General features: G+C 72.9%; 14 protein-coding genes, 1 tRNA gene and 1 pseudogene. 14 read left to right on the forward strand and 2 right to left on the reverse strand.

Annotation, left to right across the window (positions count from 1 at the left end; translation table 11 throughout):
• The first annotated feature begins 182 nt into the window (after positions 1–182).
• From IFT90_RS04095 to IFT90_RS04150, 12 genes and pseudogenes are all read left to right on the forward strand, one after another.
• A complete protein-coding gene (locus IFT90_RS04095; RefSeq protein ID WP_192041072.1) occupies positions 183–818 on the forward strand; it encodes a 50S ribosomal protein L25/general stress protein Ctc in 636 nt (211 codons plus the stop codon).
• A gap of 96 nt (positions 819–914) precedes the next feature.
• Positions 915–1,502 (forward strand): aminoacyl-tRNA hydrolase, encoded by a 588-nt coding sequence (pth, locus tag IFT90_RS04100; protein ID WP_192041073.1) that lies wholly within the window; start codon positions 915–917, stop codon positions 1,500–1,502.
• 97 nt (positions 1,503–1,599) lie between these two features.
• On the forward strand, positions 1,600–5,232 hold the full coding sequence (mfd, locus tag IFT90_RS04105) for a transcription-repair coupling factor (protein WP_192041074.1): 3,633 nt from the start codon (positions 1,600–1,602) through the stop codon (positions 5,230–5,232).
• A 64-nt stretch (positions 5,233–5,296) separates the two neighbouring features.
• Complete coding sequence (locus IFT90_RS04110) at positions 5,297–6,007, forward strand: MazG nucleotide pyrophosphohydrolase domain-containing protein (protein WP_192041075.1); 711 nt, start codon at positions 5,297–5,299, stop codon at positions 6,005–6,007.
• 369 nt (positions 6,008–6,376) lie between these two features.
• A complete protein-coding gene (locus IFT90_RS04115; protein ID WP_192041076.1) occupies positions 6,377–6,955 on the forward strand; it encodes a TetR/AcrR family transcriptional regulator in 579 nt (192 codons plus the stop codon).
• Positions 6,956–7,212: 257 nt separating this feature from the next.
• Positions 7,213–8,427 (forward strand): histidine--tRNA ligase, encoded by a 1,215-nt coding sequence (locus tag IFT90_RS04120; protein ID WP_371812089.1) that lies wholly within the window; start codon positions 7,213–7,215, stop codon positions 8,425–8,427.
• 88 nt (positions 8,428–8,515) lie between these two features.
• A complete protein-coding gene (eno, locus tag IFT90_RS04125) occupies positions 8,516–9,796 on the forward strand; it encodes a phosphopyruvate hydratase (RefSeq protein WP_133738477.1) in 1,281 nt (426 codons plus the stop codon).
• A gap of 133 nt (positions 9,797–9,929) precedes the next feature.
• Positions 9,930–10,466 (forward strand): septum formation initiator family protein, encoded by a 537-nt coding sequence (locus tag IFT90_RS04130; RefSeq protein WP_192041078.1) that lies wholly within the window; start codon positions 9,930–9,932, stop codon positions 10,464–10,466.
• Positions 10,463–10,963 (forward strand): annotated as a pseudogene (locus IFT90_RS04135) (DUF501 domain-containing protein); the annotation flags it as partial. The gene IFT90_RS04130 and the pseudogene IFT90_RS04135, both read left to right, overlap by 4 nt.
• A 131-nt stretch (positions 10,964–11,094) precedes the next feature.
• Positions 11,095–12,369, forward strand: a complete 1,275-nt coding sequence (locus IFT90_RS04140; RefSeq protein WP_192041080.1) for a S8 family serine peptidase — start codon at positions 11,095–11,097, stop codon at positions 12,367–12,369.
• 40 nt (positions 12,370–12,409) lie between these two features.
• Entirely contained in the window at positions 12,410–13,966 is a 1,557-nt protein-coding gene (locus tag IFT90_RS04145) for an FAD-dependent oxidoreductase (protein WP_192041430.1), read from the forward strand.
• Between the two features lie 118 nt (positions 13,967–14,084).
• Positions 14,085–14,158, forward strand: a tRNA-Leu gene (locus IFT90_RS04150).
• A gap of 213 nt (positions 14,159–14,371) precedes the next feature.
• Here IFT90_RS04150 and IFT90_RS04155 read toward each other — a convergent pair.
• Positions 14,372–16,618: a hypothetical protein gene (locus IFT90_RS04155; protein WP_192041081.1), complete on the reverse strand. Its 2,247-nt coding sequence runs from the start codon at positions 16,616–16,618 to the stop codon at positions 14,372–14,374.
• A gap of 239 nt (positions 16,619–16,857) precedes the next feature.
• Here IFT90_RS04155 and IFT90_RS04160 point away from each other — a divergent pair, with 239 nt between their 5' ends.
• Together IFT90_RS04160 and IFT90_RS04165 are read left to right on the forward strand one after the other, a co-directional pair.
• Positions 16,858–17,439 carry a LemA family protein gene (locus IFT90_RS04160; protein WP_197980644.1) on the forward strand — a complete coding sequence of 194 codons (582 nt, stop codon included), beginning with the start codon at positions 16,858–16,860 and terminating at the stop codon, positions 17,437–17,439.
• A gap of 27 nt (positions 17,440–17,466) precedes the next feature.
• Positions 17,467–18,375, forward strand: a complete 909-nt coding sequence (locus IFT90_RS04165) for a M48 family metalloprotease (protein ID WP_192041082.1) — start codon at positions 17,467–17,469, stop codon at positions 18,373–18,375.
• Here IFT90_RS04165 and IFT90_RS04170 read toward each other — a convergent pair.
• Complete coding sequence (locus IFT90_RS04170) at positions 18,372–19,664, reverse strand: DNA glycosylase AlkZ-like family protein (protein WP_192041083.1); 1,293 nt, start codon at positions 19,662–19,664, stop codon at positions 18,372–18,374. The genes IFT90_RS04165 and IFT90_RS04170 overlap by 4 nt on opposite strands.
• Between the last annotated feature and the right edge of the window lie 91 nt (positions 19,665–19,755).

Consider the following 19,755-nt stretch of genomic DNA (forward strand, 5'->3'; position numbering starts at 1 on the left):
GTAACGTGGGGGTCGACTTCGGCGAGGGGTGCTCCGGCACCCGTTATCGACGCGGTAGGCAGGCACTCGGTCTCGTGACATCGTCCCCACGGCTGCGAGGTCCCTCCTCACGCGATCTGCGTTCGAGTTGACATCGACCACACAACCCCCGGGCCGCGAGGCCCGAAGAGAAGGAGACCACCATGGCTGACGACAACACCCTGTCCGCCCTCGTCCGCACCAGCTTCGGCAAGGGCGCGGCCCGCAAGATCCGGGCGAAGGACCAGATCCCCGCGGTCATCTACGGCCACGGCACCGACCCCCAGCACGTCACCCTGCCCGGCCACGAGACGATGCTCATCACGCGTCGCTCGAACGCGCTGATCACGCTCGACATCGAGGGCACGAAGCAGCTCGCCCTCGTCAAGGACATCCAGCGCGACCCGGTGAAGCAGGTCATCGAGCACATCGACCTCATCGTCGTCCGCCAGGGCGAGAAGGTCGAGGTCGACGTGCCCGTGCACATCGAGGGCGAGTCCGCTCCCGGCACGATCCACGTCGTCGAGCTCAACGCCATCACGCTCGAGGTCTCGGCCACCGCGATCCCGCAGTCGGTCGTCGTCTCGATCGAGGGCCTCGAGGACGGCGCGCAGGTGCACGCCTCCGACGTCGTCCTCCCCGAGGGCGCCTCGCTCGTCACCGACGCCGAGGTGCTCATCACGAGCGTCTCCGTCCCGCAGCTCGACCTCACCACCGACGCCGTCGACGACGAGTCGGGCGAGGCCGCCGAGGCCGAGGGCGACGTGCCCTCGATCGAGGACGAAGAGCGCTCCGAGTAACACCGGTCGCAGCACCACCAGCACCACCGCACCACGGCGTCGTCCGCGACTCCGACCGCCTGACAGCCCCGCGTGTCTCCCGAGGAGGACCATCCCGTGGACGACTCGCAGTGGCTCGTGGTCGGGCTCGGCAACCCCGGGCCCGACTACGCAGGCACCCGGCACAACGTCGGACAGATGGTGCTCGCCGAGCTGGCTCACCGCCTGTCGGCGAGCTTCAAGAGCCACCGCACCAACGCGAGCGTCGCGGAGGGCCGCCCCCAGCCGGGCGGCCCCCGCTTCGTCCTCGCCGCCCCCCGCAGCTTCATGAACCTGTCGGGCGGGCCCGTGGCCGCGCTGCTGAAGTACTACGACCTCGACGTGTCGCGGCTGATCGTGGTGCACGACGAGCTCGACATCGACTTCGACTCGATCAAGCTCAAGCAGGGCGGCGGCCACGGCGGCCACAACGGGCTGCGCGACATCATCGCCGCCACCGGGTCGAACGAGTTCCTCCGCGTGCGCGTCGGCATCGGCCGACCGCCCGGCCGGCAGCCCGCCGCCGACTACGTGCTCAAGGCCTTCTCGTCGACCGAGCGCAAGGAGCTCCCGCTGCTGCTCGCCGACGCCGCCGACGCGGTCGAGATGATCGTCGCCGACGGCCTCACCGCGGCGCAGCTCAAGTTCCACACCGCGAAGGCCTGACCGGGGCCCTGCTCGCTGGCGACCTGCTGCTCCGCTCGCATCGGGGCGGGGCACCGCGGACCGGCGCACTGTCGGCTGTCCCGAGTAGCCTTGTCGGGTGATACTCGCGGGCTTGATCAAGGCGCTCTCGCGCGCCTCCACGTACTCCTCCGCCCTCGACCGGGCTGATCGCAGCACCGACTTCTCGGTGGTCGACGGCCTGCGCGTGCCGCTCCTCGCGGGGCTGCTCGCCAGGCGCGCCGGGCCCCAGGCCATGCTCGTGGTCACCGCCACCGGTCGCGAGTCCGAGGCCGTCCGCCTGTCCCTCGCCAGCTACCTGCCCGGCGCCGAGGTCATCGAGTTCCCCGCGTGGGAGACGCTGCCGCACGAGCGTCTCAGCCCGAGCGCCGAGACCGTCGGCAAGCGGATCCATGCGCTCCGTCGCCTCGCCGCCTGGTCCGCCGAGGCAGAGGCCGCGGGTTCGAGCCCCGAGGCCTCCGCGGGCGTGCGTCCGCTCGTCGTCGTCGCGGGCGTCCGTGCGGCCCTGCAGCCCGTCTCCGACAACCTCGCCGACATCGACCCGGTCGTGCTGACCATCGGCGACCGGGGCCACGACCTCTCTGCGATCGCCCTGCGGCTCGTCGACCTCGCGTACGCGCGCGTCGACATGGTCACCCGGCGTGGCGAGTTCGCGGTGCGCGGAGGCATCCTCGACGTGTTCCCGCCGACGGCCGAGCACCCGGTGCGCGTCGACTTCTTCGGCGACGAGGTCGATCAGCTCCGCACCTTCTCGGTGGCCGACCAGCGCAGCCTCGAGGGCGTCGTGAGCACGGTCGAGCTGCCGCCGAGCCGCGAGATGCTGCTCACCGCGCCCGTGCGCCAGCGTGCCCGCGAGATGCAGCACGAGTTCCCGGGCCTCGCCCAGATGCTCGCCAAGATCGCCGAGGGCATCCCGGTCGAGGGGATGGAGTCGCTGGCGCCGGCGCTGGTCGACCGTCTCGTCCCGCTCACCCACTACCTGCCGGCGGGCGCCTCCGTCGCCGTGCTCTCGCCCGAGCGCGTGCAGTCGCGGGCCAAGAGCCTCGCCGAGACGAACCGCGAGTTCCTGTCCGCGGCGTGGAACGCCGCGACCGCCGGGGCCGCCGCCCCGATCGACCTCGACGCCGGCGACTTCCTCGCGCTCCGCGACCTGCGGGCGGCGGCCGGCGACCGCGCGTGGTTCACCTTCAGCGGCTTCGACTCGGGCGAGGTGCTCACCGACGACGAGGCGGTCCAGGCGGCAGGCGACTACGTGCGCGTCGAGGCCGCCCCCGTGCCGAGCTTCAGCGGGCACGCCGAGGGCGCGCTCGACCACGTCGTCGGCCGCGTGCAAGATGGCTGGAGCGTCGTCGTCACCGCACGGGGCACCGGGCTCGTCGAGCGTGCCCGCGACGTGCTGTCCGAGCAGGGCGTCGCCGCTCGTCTCGTCGACGCTCTGCCCGACGAGCTCGAGCAGGGCGTCGTGCACCTCGTCGCCGGGGGAGTCGAGGCCGGCTTCGAGCTGCCCTCCGCCAAGATCGCCGTTCTCGGCGAGAGCGACTTCTACGGCCGGTCGGCGAACTACGACTCCCGTCAGGTCAAGAAGCTCGCGAGCCGCCGCAAGAACGTCGTCGACCCGCTGCAGCTCAAGCCGGGCGACGTGGTCGTGCACCAGACCCACGGCATCGGCAAGTTCCTCGAGCTGACCAGCCGCGAGGTCTCCTCCGGCGGCCGCAACGCCGTCAAGAACAGCCGCGAGTACCTCGTGCTCGAGTACGCGCCCTCCAAGCGCGGCTACCCCGGCGACAAGCTCTACGTGCCCACCGACCAGCTCGACCTGCTCAGCCGCTACGTCGGCGGCGAGGCGCCCTCGCTCAGCAAGATGGGCGGCAGCGACTGGGCCTCGGCGAAGAGCAAGGCCCGCCGGGCCGTTCGCGACATCGCGGTCGAGCTCGTCAAGCTGTACTCGGCGCGGATGGCGTCGAAGGGGCACGCGTTCCCGCCCGACACCCCGTGGCAGCGCGAGCTCGAGGAGGCGTTCCCGTTCGCCGAGACGCCCGACCAGCTCACGACGATCGACGAGATCAAGGCCGACATGGAACGGCCGATCCCGATGGACCGCCTGCTCTCGGGCGACGTGGGCTACGGCAAGACCGAGGTGGCCGTGCGCGCCGCGTTCAAGGCGATCCAGGACGGCAAGCAGGTCGTGATGCTCGTGCCGACGACGCTGCTCGTCAAGCAGCACTTCGACACGTTCAGCGAGCGCTTCGCCGGGTTCCCCGTGCACCTGCGGAGCCTCAGCCGCTTCCAGTCCGCGAAGGAGAGCAAGGAGACCATCAAGGGGCTCGGCGACGGCACGGTCGACATGGTCATCGGCACCCACCGCCTCCTGAGCGAGGGCATCGCCTACAAAGACGTGGGGCTGGTGATCATCGACGAAGAGCAGCGGTTCGGCGTGGAGCACAAGGACGCCCTGAAGAAGCTCAAGACCAACGTCGACATCCTCGCCATGTCCGCGACGCCCATCCCTCGGTCGCTCGAGATGGCCGTGACCGGCATCCGCGAGATGTCGACCCTCGCGACGCCTCCGGAGGACCGGCACCCGATCCTCACCTTCGTGGGGCCCGAGGGCGAACGGCAGAAGGCCGCGGCGATCCGACGAGAGCTGCTGCGCGAGGGCCAGGTCTTCTACGTGCACAACCGCGTCTCGAGCATCAACCGGGTCGCCGCCGAGATCGCCGAGCTCGTGCCGGAGGCGCGGGTCGCGGTGGCGCACGGCCAGATGGCCGAGTCCACCCTCGAGCAGGTCATGGTCGACTTCTGGGAGCGAAAGTTCGACGTGCTCGTCTCGACGACCATCATCGAGACCGGCCTCGACATCGCCAACGCGAACACCCTGATCATCGACCGGGCCGACAAGTACGGGCTCAGCCAGCTGCACCAGCTCCGCGGCCGGGTCGGTCGCGGCCGCGAGCGCGGCTACGCCTACTTCCTCTACGACCCGGACAAGCCCCTCAGCGAGACCGCACAGGACAGGCTGGAGACGATCGCCGCCAACAACGAGCTCGGCGCCGGCATGCAGGTGGCCCTGAAGGACCTGGAGATCCGCGGAGCCGGCAACCTGCTCGGCGGCGAGCAGTCGGGCCACATCGCGGGCGTCGGCTTCGACCTCTACCTCCGGATGATCGGGGAGGCGGTCGGCGCGTTCCGTGGCGACGTGGCCGAGGGGCAGACCGAGCTGCGGCTCGAGCTGCCCGTCGACGCCCACATCCCCGACGAGTACGTCGAGAGCGAGCGTCTCCGGCTCGAGGCGTACCAGAAGCTCTCGACGGCCAGCGCCCCGACCTCGAGCGACGACCAGATCGACTCGGTGCTCGACGAGCTCACCGACCGCTACGGGACGCCGCCCGCCTCGGTGCTCGCGCTGATCGAGGTCTCCCGCCTCCGGCGAGCGGCGCAGAAGGCCGGGCTCAGCGAGGTCGTCGTCATGGGCAGCAACCTGCGCGTCGCCGGGGCCGACCTGGCGGACAGCATGCAGGTGCGCCTGCAGCGCCTCTACCCGGGCGCTCGGTGGTTCGGCCAGACGAACTCGGTCAGCGTCCCCCTGCCGGTGCGGCACGGGGAGGGGCTGGTCGACGCCGAGCTCATCCTCTGGGTCGAGCAGCTGATGACCTCGATCTACGGCGCGGACGTGCCGCGGCCCGCCGTCGACGGCGTCGCCCCCACGGCCTGACCCGACGGGCGGCCCTCCCGGCCGCCCGTCCACGACGACCCCGGCGGTCAGACGAGGAGGAGCGGTGCACGACGACACAGGACTCGAGGCCGAGGTCCGAGAGCTCTCCGACGTGGTCGAGGCGCTGCTCGCCGACCAGGGCGGCTGCGAGTGGAACCGGGCGCAGACGCACGAGTCGCTCGTCACCTACCTGGTCGAGGAGTGCGCGGAGCTGGTCGAGGCGATCGAGGACGGCACGGTCGACGATCGTCGCGAGGAGCTCGGCGACGTGCTCTACCAGGTGGTCCTGCACGCGGCGATCGCGGCCCGCGCCTCTGCCGGGGCCTTCGACCTGGCCGACGTCGTGCGCGACGTCCGGCTCAAGACCGTGCGTCGGCACCCGCACGTGTTCGGCGGAGAGGACGCGGCCGACGTGGACGACATCGTCCGCCTCTGGAGCGCCGCGAAGGCCGTCGAGAAGGCGAGCCGGTCGAGCGCCTACGACGGCGTTCCACGCGGGCTGCCAGCGCTGTCCCGCGCCCAGAAGCTGGAGGGCAGGCGCGTCGCCGCCGGGGCCCCTCCGGCGGTCAGGCGAGCTGCGGGTGCCGAGGCCGACGACGAAGCCGGTGCTGACGCGGACGCCGCCGATGCCGAGCTCGACTGGGGGCGTGACCTGCTCGATGTCGTGGACAGGGCCGGCCGGGACGGCATCGACGCCGAGCGCGCACTGCGCCGAGCGGTGCGGGAGCGCGAGACCCTGTTGCGGGCCGCGGAGCGACGCCGCGACGACGACTGACCCGTCGGAGCCGTCAGACCCGTCGGACCCGTCAGGGAGGGGGCGCCTCCCTGACCCGAACAGGGAGGCGCCCGCGCGTGGTCCGGTCGGGACGGGAGGCCCACGCGCCTGGGAAGACACGGGCGTCTCGCGACGAATCGACGACAGACCACACCATCGTCATGACGCTCGTTTCTCCTGGGGATCAGTCCAGGGCGAGCACCGTGACGATCCTCCGAATGTAGCCCCTGTCGGGTGACATGTCAATCGAGGGGCGAGGCGTCCCGGTGGTCGGGCTCCTGAGGTGGGCAGATCGGGTCTGTTACTGTCCGGTACGCCTGGTCGGGCCGCGCAGGGCGGAGTCGACCGGCTCCTGGAGGAGCGCCGTCGATGCCCCGCAAGCCGGATCCCACGCGCAAGCCCGAGCTCCTCGGCCAGATCGTCGAGCATCTCCGGGGGCGGTCGCTGGCGACGGTGTCGTTCCGCACCCTCGCCGACGCCCTCGGGGTCAGCACGTACGTCTTCGTCTACCACTTCGGCAACCGGGCAGAGCTCGTCGCCGAGATCGTCCGGGCGATCGTCACGCGGGAGGACGACGTCCTGGCCGTCGACGTGGAGCCGCTCGACGAGGCCGCGTTCGAGGCGCACCTGGCGCGCGCGTGGTCGGCGGCCGTCGACGACCGGGGTCGTGACCTCCGACGCCTCGAGACGGAGGCGGCCCTCCTCGAGGTCGTCGCCGGCGACCAGCAGGGTGCGGCTCGCCGGGCCCCCGAGCGCTGGCCCGCGCACCTCGCCCCGTGGCTCACCGCCCGGGGCGTCCCCGTCGTGGACGCCGAGCGGGCTGCGCGTCAGCTGGCCGCCGTGCTCTGGGCGGCGCAGCTCGACTCCGTCCTGTCGGGCGACGTCGAGCGCGCGTCCGGCGTCGCGGCGACGGCCCGCGCCGAGTTCGTCGCCCTCGCACGGCGCTGACGACGGCCCTCGCGGGCTGACGACAGCCCTCTCGGGGCTGACGACGGGATGACGGACCGGGCGGCACGCCCGGTCCGTCGCGACGCCCCACCGCAGGGAAGGCGGGCGTCAGGTCGGCGGTGCGCAACCCGATTCGCTCCGCCGACGCCTCGACAGTACATGCAATGTCACATGCGGGCAAGGGGTGCCCGCGATCGTCCTCCCGTCGGCTCTGGGATGATGGTCGGATGCCGTCACACGTGACCCCGCCGCGCGGGATGAGAGACTTCCTGCCCGCCGACAAGCGCCGCCGTGAGCGGGTCCTCTCCGTGGTCCGCGACGTCTACCGGGCGCACGGCTTCGACGAGATCGAGACCCCCGTCGTCGAGTCGAGCGAGTACCTCTTCTCGGGCCTCGGGGGCGACAACGAGAAGCAGGTCTTCGCGGTGCTCCGACGTGGTCTCGACGACGAGGCGCTGCGGGCGGCCTCGTCCGCCCTCGAGCTCGCCGACCTCGGCCTCCGCTTCGACCTCACGGTGCCCCTGGCCCGCTTCTACGCCTCGCACCGAGCCGAGCTGCCGACCGTCTTCCGCAGCGTGCAGATCGCGCCGGTCTGGCGGGCCGAGAAGCCGCAGAAGGGGCGCTACCGCCAGTTCGTCCAGTGCGACATCGACATCCTGGGCGAGGCCGGCCAGCTCGCCGAGATCGAGCTGATCTCGGCCACCACCGCCGTCCTGGCCGCCCTCGGCCTCGACGGCACAACCATCAGGGTCAACGACCGTCGCGTGCTCCTCGGGGTGCTGTCGCACTGGGGCGTCCCCGCCGAGCTGCACGACCGCGCGCTCCTCGAGATCGACAAGCTCGACAAGATCGGCGTCGAGGGCGTCGCGGCCCAGCTCGTGTCGATCGGCGTCGAGGCGCCCGGCATCGCCGACCAGCTGGCCCAGCTCGGCGACGCGACCTGGGACTCGGCGACCGCCTCCCCGCCTCCTGCGTGGCTCGACCAGGGGGCGTTCGGCGACCTGCTGGCGCTCCGGGCGGCACTGCCCGAGGCGAGGCTCGTCTTCGACCCGACACTGGTGCGGGGCATGGGCTACTACACGGGCACGATCTTCGAGGTGGCGCACCCCGACTTCTCGTACTCCCTCGGCGGGGGCGGTCGCTACGACGGCATGATCGGGCGGTTCCTCGGCACCGACGTGCCGGCCGCCGGCTTCTCGCTCGGCTTCGAGCGGATCGTCGACCTCGTCGAGCTCGACGACGCCGACGACGACGGCCTCGTCGTGCTCTACGACAAGGCCGTCGCCCCGGTCGAGCTGCTGGCGCTGCAGAAGGCGCTGGTGTCCCGCGGGGAGGCGCGGGTCCGGCTGCAGAAGCGCGCCAAGAACGTCGGGGGCCAGCTCGACGCCCTCGCGGCGGCCGGGTTCCGGCGCTTCGTCGCGGTACGCGGGGGAGAAACCCCGGACGACCTCGAGGTGCGGCCCCTGGGCTGACCCCCGCCCCGCTCGGCGCCGGTCCGCGCGGCTAGGATCGACACGACCGCGTGCCCCGCACGCACACCGACGACTAAGGAGTTCATCCGTGGCAGAAATCGACGCAGTAGGCGCACGCGAGATCCTCGACTCGCGGGGCAACCCGACGGTCGAGGTCGAGGTCCTGCTCGACGACGGGACCGTGTCGCGCGCGGCCGTCCCCTCGGGCGCATCGACCGGGGCCTTCGAGGCCTACGAGCTGCGCGACGGCGACGAGAGCCGCTACCTCGGCAAGGGCGTCCTCAAGGCGGTCGCCGCCGTGATCGACGAGATCGGCCCCGAGGTCGAGGGCATGGACGCGACCGACCAGCGCCTCGTCGACGCCGCCATGATCGAGCTCGACGGCACCGAGAACAAATCGCGCCTCGGCGCGAACGCCATCCTCGGCGTCTCGCTCGCCGTCGCCCGCGCCGCCGCCGACTCGGCCGACCTGCCGCTCTTCCGCTACCTCGGCGGCCCGAACGCGCACACCCTGCCCGTGCCGATGCTCAACGTCATCAACGGCGGCTCGCACGCCGACAGCAACGTCGACATCCAGGAGTTCATGATCCTGCCGATCGGCGCGACCTCGTTCGCGGACGCCCTCCGCTGGGGTGCCGAGACCTACCACGCGCTCAAGAGCGAGCTGAAGTCGAAGGGCCTGTCGACGGGCCTCGGCGACGAGGGCGGCTTCGCGCCGGACCTCGAGAGCAACCGTGCCGCGCTCGACCTGCTGGTCGAGGCGATCACCAAGGCCGGCTTCACCCCCGGCAAGGACATCGCGCTCGGCCTCGACGTCGCCTCGAGCGAGTTCTACGCCGACGGCTCGTACACGTTCGAGGGCGAGAAGCGCGACTCCGCGTTCCTCGCCGGCTACTACGCCGACCTCGTGTCGGCCTACCCGCTCGTCACCATCGAGGACCCCCTCGACGAGGACGACTGGGAGGGCTGGGCCCACCTGACGAGCGAGATCGGCTCGAAGACGCAGATCGTCGGCGACGACCTGTTCGTGACGAACCCCGAGCGCCTCGCCCGCGGCATCGCCGCCGGCGCCGCGAACTCGATCCTCGTCAAGGTCAACCAGATCGGCACGCTGACCGAGTCGCTCGACGCCGTCTCGCTCGCGCAGCGCAGCGGCTACACGACCGTGCTGTCGCACCGCTCCGGCGAGACCGAGGACACGACGATCGCCGACCTCGCCGTCGCGACCGACGCGGGCCAGATCAAGACGGGCGCCCCCGCCCGCAGCGAGCGCGTCGCGAAGTACAACCAGCTGCTCCGCATCGAGGAGGAGCTGGGCGACGCAGCCCGCTACGCCGGCTACTCGGCGTTCCCGCGCTTCTCGGCGTAGCGCCGCAGAGCTGTGCCCGACGGGGCCCACGTCCTCGACGTGGTCCCCGCACCGAGGCCCGTTCCCCCTGGGGGAGCGGGCCTCTCGGCGTTCCGTGACCGTGCCCCCTCGCGGGTCGTCTACCCTCGGGAGCATGCCCCGTGAGTCCCCGACCCGACGCGTGCCCGTCGCCTTCGCGTCGCGCGAGACCGCCGCGGGCGGCTGGCTCCGCAGCATCCGCTTCTCCGGCTTCAGCCTGCTGATGCTCGTCATCCTCGTGCTGTTCGTGGTCGTGCTCGCGCCGTCGCTCCGCACCCTGGTCCAGCAGCAGCAGCAGATCGCGTCCCTCCAGCAGGACGTGCGCGACCAACGCGACGACGTCGACGACCTCCAGGGCGACGTCGCGCGGTGGAGCGACCCCGCGTACATCGAGGCCCAGGCCCGGGACCGGCTGCTCTACGTCTACCCCGGCGAGTACAGCTACCTCGTGATGGGTGCGGACGCCGACGCGGCGGCGCCGTCGCAGGCGCCCATCAGCGACACGCTCCAGACCCCGCAGGTCGACTGGGTCGCCGCGATGATGTCGTCCGTGATCGACGCCGGCCTCAGCGACGAACCAGCGACCGAGCTGGTCGCGCCCGACATCGGCGGCGCGCCCCTGCCGTCCTCCACGACAGGCGGCACCCCGTGACGACCCCTCCCTTCGAGCCCGTCAGCGAGCGCGACGTCCGGCTCGTCACCGCGATGCTCGGTCGCCCCGCCCGCGACGTGATCGGCATCCCCGCACGCTGCGTCTGCGGCAACCCGACCGTCGTCGCGACGAAGCCGCGCCTCGCCGACGGCACGCCGTTCCCGACGCTCTACTACCTGTGCCACCCGGGGGCCACGGCCGCGATCTCGACCCTCGAGGCGAACGGCGTCATGGCCGAGCTGACCGAGCTGCTCGCCGCGGACGACGACCTCAGGAGGCGCTACCATGACGCGCACGACGCCTACCTCGCCGACCGCGAGGGGATCGAGCACGTGGCCGAGATCGCGCACGTGACCGCCGGGGGCATGCCCGAGCGCGTCAAGTGCCTGCACGCCCTCGCGGGGCACGCCCTCTCGGCGGGGCCGGGCGTCAACCCACTCGGCGACCTCGCCGTCGAGCGCTCGAGCTGGAGCCCTGACGTGTGCCGCTGCGGCGACTACCTGGGCGAGGCCGGCGGCGAGGCGGGCGACGAGGCGGCGGCGGCCGACGGGACCGCTCCGAGCGCGGCGACCGGTGCGGGCGGCGTGACCGCCGCCTCCTCCGCTCCGCCCGAGGCAGGCTGACGCAGGTGCGCCGCACCGGGGGGCGCGCGGCGACCAGGGCGCTGGCGACGAGCGTGCTCGTGGTGACGACGGCCGCGGGGCTCACGCTCGCGCCCGCCGCGGCGGCGTCCGCCGACAGCATCCGCGACGCGCAGTACTGGCTGTCCGACTACGGGGTGCAGCAGGCGTGGCAGACGACGCGCGGCGCGGGCGTCACGGTCGCCGTGATCGACACGGGCGTCGACGGCTCCGTCCGCGAGCTGCAGGGTGCCGTCGTCGGGGGCACGGACATGTCCGGGCAGGGCTCCGCCGACGGTCAGAGCCCGGTCGGCTCCGACGACCCTGCCCACGGGACCCTCGTCGGCTCCCTGCTCGCGGGACGAGGCACGGCGACCGGCGACGGCGTGGTCGGCGTCGCGCCCGAGGCCGACCTCCTGTCGATCTCGGTGGGCTTCGGCGCCGGCGCGGTCGACTCCGACCAGCAGATCGCCGACGCCGTCACCTGGGCCGTCGACCACGGCGCCGACGTGATCAACATGTCCCTGACCCGCAACACCCTCGACTGGCCCACGAGCTGGGACGAGGCGTTCCTGTACGCGCAGGAGGAGGACGTCGTCGTGGTCGCGGCGGCCGGCAACCGCGGCAGCGGCACGACCGAGGTCGGCGCACCCGCCACGATGCCGGGCGTCCTCACCGTCGCCGGCGTGGACCGGTCGGGCGCGGCGAGCTTCGACGCCTCCAGCCAGGGCATCACCATCGGCGTCTCGGCCCCCAGCGAGAAGCTCGTCGGCGTCGGCCCGGGCGACGTGCACTACAGCTGGAGCGGCACCAGCGGCGCGACGCCCCTGGTCGCCGGCATGGTCGCCCTCGTGCGGAGCGCGCACCCCGAGCTCGGCGCGGCCGACGTGATCAACAGGGTCGTCTCGACGGCCGACCCGAGGGGCGCCTCGCAGCCCGACCCGCTCTACGGGTACGGCCTCGTCGACGCGGCCGCCGCCGTCCAGCGCACCGTCGCGCCCGTCACGGCGAACCCGATGGGCGACCTCGCCGAGTGGATCCGGGTGCACCGACGAGCCGACGCCCCCGCGCCGAGCGCCGGTGCGGTGGCCCCGGTCCAGCCCGCGCCGGTGCCGACGCCGCAGAGCGACGGCGACCACCCCCTCCGTGCGCTGCTCCCCACGGTCGAGTCGATGCGCTCGACCGGGCTGCCGCTGATCGTCTTCGCGGTCTTCGGCGCGGCGCTCGTCGCCGTCGGGGCGGGCGCGGCCCGCCAGTTCAGGCGACGACACGAGCAGGAGTAAAGTCGTCGTGCCACCCCACCACCTCGAGGAGTTCACCCCTGTGCCCAAGATCCTGATCGTCGGCGGCGGCTACGCCGGTTTCTACACAGCCTGGAAGCTCGAGAAGTGGCTGCGCGCCGGGGAGGCGGAGGTCACGATCGTCGACCCGCTGCCGTACATGACGTACCAGCCGTTCCTCCCGGAGGTGGCAGCCGGCTCCATCGAGCCGCGTCACGCGGTCGTCTCGCTGCGTCGTCACCTGAAGAAGACGAACGTCGTCACGGCCAAGGTCACCAAGGTCGACCACGCCACGAAGACGGCGACGATCACGCCCGAGGTCGGCGACCCGTGGACGGTCGACTACGACCAGGTCGTCATGACCGCCGGCGCCGTGTCGCGCACGTTCCCGATCCCGGGCGTCGCCGACGAGGCGATCGGCCTCAAGACCATCGAGGAGGCGGCGGCGATCCGCGACAAGCTCCTCACCAACTTCGCGGCGGCCGCGAACCTGCCCGCCGGTGCCGCACGCGACCGTCTGCTGACCGTCACGGTCGTCGGCGGCGGCTTCGCCGGCATCGAGGTGTTCGCCGAGCTGCGCAGCTTCGCCAGCGACCTGCTCAAGAAGTACCCGCAGCTCACCATCGACGACACGCACTTCCACCTCGTCGAGGCCATGGGCCGCATCATGCCCGAGGTGTCGCTCGAGACCAGCCACTGGGTGCTCAAGAACCTCGCCGAGCGCGCCGCCACGGTGCACCTCGACACGCAGCTGAAGTCCGCCGTGGGCGGCGTCATCGAGCTCTCGACGGGCGAGTCGTTCGAGTCCGACCTGATCGTCTGGACGGCCGGCGTCATGGCCAACCCGATGGTGCGCAGCACCGACCTGCCCCTCGAGGAGAGGGGGCGCATCACGGTCAAGGCCGACCTCCGGGTCGTCGACGGCGAGACGATCGTCCCCGACGCCTGGGCCTGCGGCGACGTCGCGGCCACGCCCGACCTGACCGGCAAGGGCGTCGGCGGCTTCTGCGTGCCCAACGCGCAGCACGCCGTCCGCATGGGCAAGCACCTCGCCAAGAACATCACCGCGTCGCTGCGCGGCGAGGGCGTCGCCGACTACCGTCACGACAACCTCGGCGCAGTCGCCGGCCTCGGCGTCGGCGTGGGCGTGTTCCAGAGCGGCAAGTTCGTGCTCAAGGGCCTGCCGGCCTGGGCCGCGCACCGTGGCTACCACGGCCTCGCGATGCCCTCGTTCGAGCGCAAGTTCCGCGTCGCCACCGGCTGGTGGAACAACTTCTGGCTCGGTCGCGACATCGTCTCGCTCGACAACCGCGAGCGTCCCCGCGCCGCCTTCGAGGAGTTCGCGTCGCGCCCCAAGACCGAGGCCGCCGCCCCGGCCGCTCCTGCGACGCCCGAGCTCGGCAAGGTCGCCGGCGAGCCCGGCCCGGCCTACGCGAACCCGGCCGACGAGAAGGGCGCGCCCGCCGAGGGCGAGGCCGAGAAGCCTGCCCGCAAGGCTCCCGCCCGCAAGCCGGCGGCGAAGAAGCCGGCCGCGAAGGCCGACGCCGACGCAGCGGTGCCTGCCGACGCCGGGCGCGGCTCGCTGTCGACCAGCGACTGACTCGACCCGCCACTGACTCGACCCGCCACCGAGTCGACCAGCACTCACGACGCCCGCCCGCTGACCCCAGCGCGGCGGGCGTCGTCGTGTCGTCACCGGGATCGTAGGCTGGGGGCACGCCCTCGTAGCCCAACGGTCAGAGGCAGGCGACTTAAAATCGCTTCAGTCAGGGTTCGAATCCCTGCGGGGGCACTCCGCTCCGCTCCGGCCCCCGCCGGGATCCGAACCCTGACACGGCCCGACGACGGAAGGCCCGACGACGCTGGCGCGTCGTCCGTGCGGGGGCACTCCAGCTCCTCCTCTTCCCCTCGGGGGCGTGAGCCGTCACGAACGGCTGTCACGCGCCTCCGGATGAGCGCCTCCTGACGGTTCGTGTCCGCGCCGCGGGCGGGTAGGGAGGAGCGGCTAGAGCGCGCGTCGGGTCGGCTCCACGTAGGTGACCCACAGCCAGGCCGCGACGGCGAGCAGTGCCGCCACGAGGCTCGTCACCAGCAGCACCGGCAGGGGGAACGACGAGGAGGGGGCGCCCACGAACACGGCGGCCGCGACGGAGACCCCCACCACGGCCAGGGCGACGTAGATCCCCTTCGACCAGGCCCACACGTGCCGTCCCGGCATCGAGCCGAGCGGCAGCAGCTGGACGACCAGGGAGCCGAGGCCGGCGAGGCAGACCGTGGCGAGGGCCTCCCGGCCGAGCTGCGGCCAGGCGCCCGGTGCGTCGACGAGGCCGTGCAGCACCCAGGCCGCAGCGGGGACGACGACGGTCGCAGCGAGCTGGACCGCCGCGGCGATGCCGCGGTCGCGTCGACCGGGGTTCCGCCCCGCTCCCACGGCGTGCCCGCCGTGGTGGTGGACAGCGCCCAGGGTCCCGACGAGCAGCACGCCGAGCACGAGCGCGGGATCGAGGGAGAAGACCCGGGTGGCGCCGCAGGCGACCACCGCGGCCAGCAGAAGGCCGGGCGACATCCGGACACGGACGGCGAGGCCGAGGCGCCGGGCGACGAGCACCGCGGGGAGGACGACCACGAGGCCGTTCAGCACGACGAGCCCCAGGACGATCCCTGCGAGGAGGCGCGCGTACTGCACCTGTCCGTCGACGCCCGCGGCGACGGCGATGGCGGCGGCGCCTCCTGCCAGGGCGAGGCCGGCGGCGACGCGGGGGTCGACGGTGCCCCGGTTGAACGAGGTGGGCAGCTCGGACGACCGGTTGCGACCGGTCAGACGGGCTGCGCGGGGGCGGAGCCGACCGCGGGCGGCGGCCGCCGCGAGCCGGGAGGGCCCCGCGACGAGGACGAGGAACAGCAGCGCCACGGCCGCGCCCAGCGGCCAGACCGGGCCGCCGAGCGTCTGGGCGAGCGTGGGCAGGCCAGCGCCGAACGTCGTCGCGGTCGCCCAGGTGCCGGTCTGCGTTCCCTGGCCGGCGCCGGGGGGCGTGCCGGCGCCTCCCTCGCCGCCGGGTCCGGTCGGAGGAGGCGCGGTCGTCGACCCTCCGTCGGACGGTCCGGGGGGAGCGGTCGAGGGCGGCACCGGAGCGGGGGAGGGCGTCGCCGTCGCACCGGGTCGCGGCGTCGCCGTGGCACCCGGCGCGGCCGGGGCGGCTGCCGCAGCGCCGACCGTGACCCGCACGGCGGCGCTCGGCGGCCCGAAGTTCCCGGCCGGGTCGACGAGGGCGGCCTGGACCAGTCGGTCACCGTCGGCGAGCTCGCTGCCCCCGGCGCTGCACGACCAGGTCCCTCCGCCCGAGACTGTCGCCTGGCAGACCGGCGTGCTGTCGACGTAGACCGTCGCGAGGGCCCCGGCCTCGCCCGTGCCGGAGACGGTGAGGGGCAGGGCGGCGACGCGTTGGCCGGACGTGGGGCTCGTCACGACGGGCGCGGCAGGGGCGTCGCGGTCGACGGTGACGCTCGACGGCCGCGAGGAGGCGGAGACGGGGACGGCGGGCACGGCGGACGACGACTGCACGGCCCGCACGTCGTGGCGGCCGGAGGGGAAGCCCGCAGCGGGCAGCACGGCGACCCAGCCGCCGTCGGCCGAGACGGTCGCCGTGGCGGTGGCCCCCGAGCCCGAGGTCACGGTGACGACGGCGCCCGGGAAGGCGGTGCCGCCGAGCTTGGCGCCGACGAGCAGACCCGAGGCGACGGTCGGCGCGGCGAGGACCGAGAAGGAGGAGGAGGTCACGGGATCGACGTCGGTGTGGTCGAGGTCGGTGACGACGACCGTCCAGCCCGCGCCGCTCGGGACGGTCGCGGTGCAGGTCCAGGAGCCGCTCGAGGTCGTGGCCACGGACGCACAGAGGTCGCGGTAGGTGCCGTTGCTCGTGAGCGCGACCTTGACCCGGGCCCCGGGGGTCGCGTCGCCGGAGGCCGTGACGGAGCCCGTCGGGCTGTCGGCCACCGGCCCGACCGTCGGGGCGACGGGCGTCGGGCCGGGAGTCGGGGTCGGCGACCCGAGCTGGGGCGACGGCGTCTGCGTGGGGGCCCCCGCCGCCTCCACGGGGCCGACCGGCCCGCCCGCCACGGCGAGCCCGGCCAGCACGGTCCCCAGGACGAGCAGCCACGCGAGCCGAGCCCGTCGGGTGCGTCGGCGCGCGCCGGCCGCGCGTCCGGCGACGGAGGCGGGACGCGGCGAGGGAGAGGTCGTGGTGTCGAGCACTGCTCCCCATTCAGCACGGTGCGTGAGCACCTGTCAATCGGTCGCGCGGACCAGTTCGCGACGACGGCCCGGCATCCGACAGGTGATGTCGAGAGTTCCCCCCGAAAGACGCCCCGTCCACGGGGAGCCCCCATCCGGCGCATTTATAGTGGCCCACGCATCGACGTGACCCTCGACCGGCATCCCGAGGACGACCGCGACGCGTCCACCCGAGCCGCATCCCCAAGGAGTCACCACCCATGCAACCGGCCCTCATCGCCACCCTGGTCGCCGTCGGGATCATCGTCCTGCTCGTCGTGATCGCCGGCATCTACCTCTGGTCGACCTACAACAGCCTGGTCACGCTCAAGGTCCGCGTCGACGAGGCGTGGAGCGACATCACGATCCAGCTCAAGCGCCGGGCCGACCTGATCCCGAACATCATCGAGTCGGTCAAGGGGTACGCGTCGCACGAGGCCAAGGTGTTCCAGAACGTCACGGAGGCGCGGGCCGAGACCCTGGGGGCGCAGACGCCTGCCGAGGCGTCCGCCGCCGAGGGCCACATGCAGACGGCGCTGAAGAGCATCTTCGCGGTGTCGGAGGCCTACCCGCAGCTCCAGGCGAGCCAGAACTTCCTGCAGCTGCAGTCGGAGCTCGTCGACACCGAGGACAAGATCCAGGCTGCCCGCCGCTTCTACAACGGCGGCGTCCGCGAGTTCAACACCAAGACGCGCACGTTCCCCAACACCCTCTTCGTGAAGCGCCTCGGCTTCACCGAGCGCGACTTCTTCGAGGTGGCCGAGCCCTCGGCCATCGCCGAGCCGCCGCGCGTCCAGTTCTAGCGCCGCGCCTCCGCCAGGGCTCCTGCCATGTACTCGGCCATCGCGCGGAACAAGCGCAACACGGTCTTCATCGTCCTGATCTTCCTGCTCATCGTGGGCGCCCTGGGCTTCGCCGCGTCCGCCCTCTGGAACAGCCCCTCCATCGGGTTCGTCGTCCTCGTCGGCGCCGCGGTCTACGCGCTGATCCAGTACTTCGCGGCCGCTCGCCAGGCGCTCTCGATGAGCGGCGCGCAGGAGGTCGACGCGACGACGGCACCGCGCCTCTGGCGCACGGTCGAGAACCTCTCGATCACCATGGGCATGCCGATGCCGAAGGTGTACGTCGTCGTCGACCCTGCCCCCAACGCCTTCGCGACCGGGCGTGACCCCGAGCACGCGGTCGTCGCGGCGACCACGGGCCTGCTCGGCCTCATGGACGACGCCGAGCTGCAGGGAGTCATGGCCCACGAGATGGGCCATGTGAAGAACTACGACATCCGGGTCTCGACCATGGTCTTCGGGCTGGTCGTCGCGGTGGGGTTCCTGGCCGACGTCCTGATGCGCATGTCGTTCCTCAGCGCGCTCACCGGAGGCCGGAACAACAACAACGGGAACGGTGGTGGCGGCGGCTCGAACCCCGTGTTCCTGGTGCTCGGGCTCGTCGCGATGATCATCGCGCCCCTCGCCGCCGCGGGCGTCCAGGCGGCGGTGTCCCGTCAGCGCGAGTACCTCGCCGACGCCACCGGGGCGCTCACCACCCGCCACCCTGAGGGGCTGGCCAGCGCGCTCGAGAAGCTCGGCGCCTACGGTCGCCCCATGCAGCAGCAGAGCACCTCGATGTCGCACCTGTGGATCAGCGACCCGATGAAGCCGGGCGTCATGGACCGCCTCTTCAGCACGCACCCCCCGCTCGCCGACCGGGTAGCGCGGCTCCGCGAGAACGCGACGCGTTTCTAGTCGGGGACCGCGCCCGAGCCGGAGCCGGCGAGCGAGCCAGCGACCGAGCCGGCGATCGAGCCTGAGCCCGAGGCCGTGACGGCGGGCCCGAGCTCGTCGGCGAGGTCGCCCCGGGGCACGACCTCGACCTCGTCGAGCCCCTGCCAGGCGGCGGCCCGGCCGAGCAGCGCTGCGAGGCGCTCGACGTCGACGGGCAGGTCACGCTCGTGCCACGACGCCTGCACGCGCAGGACGCCCGCCTGCCGGTCGCTCTTGAGGTCGACGCGGGCGACGAGCTGGTCGTCCTGCAGCACGGGCAGCACGTAGTAGCCGTGCACACGCTTGGCCTGGGGCGTGTAGATCTCGATGCGGTAGCGGAACCCGAAGAGGCGCTCGGCCCGGGGGCGGTGCCACACGACGGGGTCGAACGGCGACAACAGGGCGTCGGCGTCGAGGCGCCGGGGCAGCCGTGCCTCGGTGTGCAGCCACGCGGGGGACGCCCACCCGTCGACCGTCACCGGCCGGACGACGCCGGCGTCGTGCAGTTCGCGGAGGGCAGGCACCACGTCGACCGCCTTCAGCCGCCAGTAGTCGGCGAGGTCGGAGGCGGTCGCGACGCCGGAGGCGCGGGCCGCGTGGGCGACCAGCTGACGGTGCGCCTCGGCACGGTCGACCTCGACGCCGAGGACGGCGTCGGGCAGGACCTGGTCGGGCAGTGCGTAGACGCGCTCGAAGCGGCGACGGCCGGCGCTCACGAGCGAGCCCACGCGGAAGAGCGCCTCGAGCCCGCGCTTGACGTCGCCCCAGCCCCACCACGGGCCGGTGCGGGTCGGCGACGGGAACAGGTTGGCGTCGTGCTCGACCAGGCTCGCGGGCAGCGGGCCCTTCTCGCGGATCTCGTCGAGCAGCCACCGGGCCATCTCGGGCTTCGTCGAGAGCCAGGAACCCTCGTCGGCCCGCCAGCGGCCGTCGTGGTCGCGCATCCGCCAGCGCATGAGCGGCCAGGTCGCGACCGGCAGGATGGCCGCCTCGTGCGCCCAGTACTCGACGAACCGGCCGCGAGGCGCGAACACCAGCCGGTCGAGCGCGTCGCGGTCGTACTGGCCCAGCCGGGCGAAGACGGGGAGGTGGTGGCTGCGCTCGAAGACGTTCACCGAGTCGATCTGCAGCAGGCCGAGCCGGTCGACGAGACCGGTGAGCTGGCGGGTGCCGACGGTCGTCGAACCCGGGGCCGCCGTCGGCCGGCCGAGGCCCTGCGCCGCCAGGGCGACACGGCGGGCGAGGGCAGGGGAGAGGCGGTCACGAGGCACGGTGCGAGGCTAGCCGTGACCTCCGACACGAGACCGGCCCGGCGCCTCCTCCCTGCCCCCTCGATGCATGCCGAGCGGGGCATGGACGGCG

The sequence above is a fragment of the Frigoribacterium sp. CFBP 8766 genome, from assembly GCF_014841435.1.
Lineage (GTDB): Bacteria > Actinomycetota > Actinomycetes > Actinomycetales > Microbacteriaceae > Frigoribacterium.

Excerpts from the sequence above, each read along its gene's own strand:
- IFT90_RS04095 (WP_192041072.1), top strand. The coding sequence starts at position 183 with ATGGCTGACGACAACACCCTGTCCGCCCTCGTCCGCACCAGCTTCGGC.
- IFT90_RS04115 (WP_192041076.1), top strand. The coding sequence starts at position 6,377 with ATGCCCCGCAAGCCGGATCCCACGCGCAAGCCCGAGCTCCTCGGCCAG.
- IFT90_RS04120 (WP_371812089.1), top strand. The coding sequence starts at position 7,213 with ATGAGAGACTTCCTGCCCGCCGACAAGCGCCGCCGTGAGCGGGTCCTC.
- IFT90_RS04130 (WP_192041078.1), top strand. The coding sequence starts at position 9,930 with ATGCCCCGTGAGTCCCCGACCCGACGCGTGCCCGTCGCCTTCGCGTCG.
- IFT90_RS04160 (WP_197980644.1), top strand. The coding sequence starts at position 16,858 with ATGCAACCGGCCCTCATCGCCACCCTGGTCGCCGTCGGGATCATCGTC.
- IFT90_RS04165 (WP_192041082.1), top strand. The coding sequence starts at position 17,467 with ATGTACTCGGCCATCGCGCGGAACAAGCGCAACACGGTCTTCATCGTC.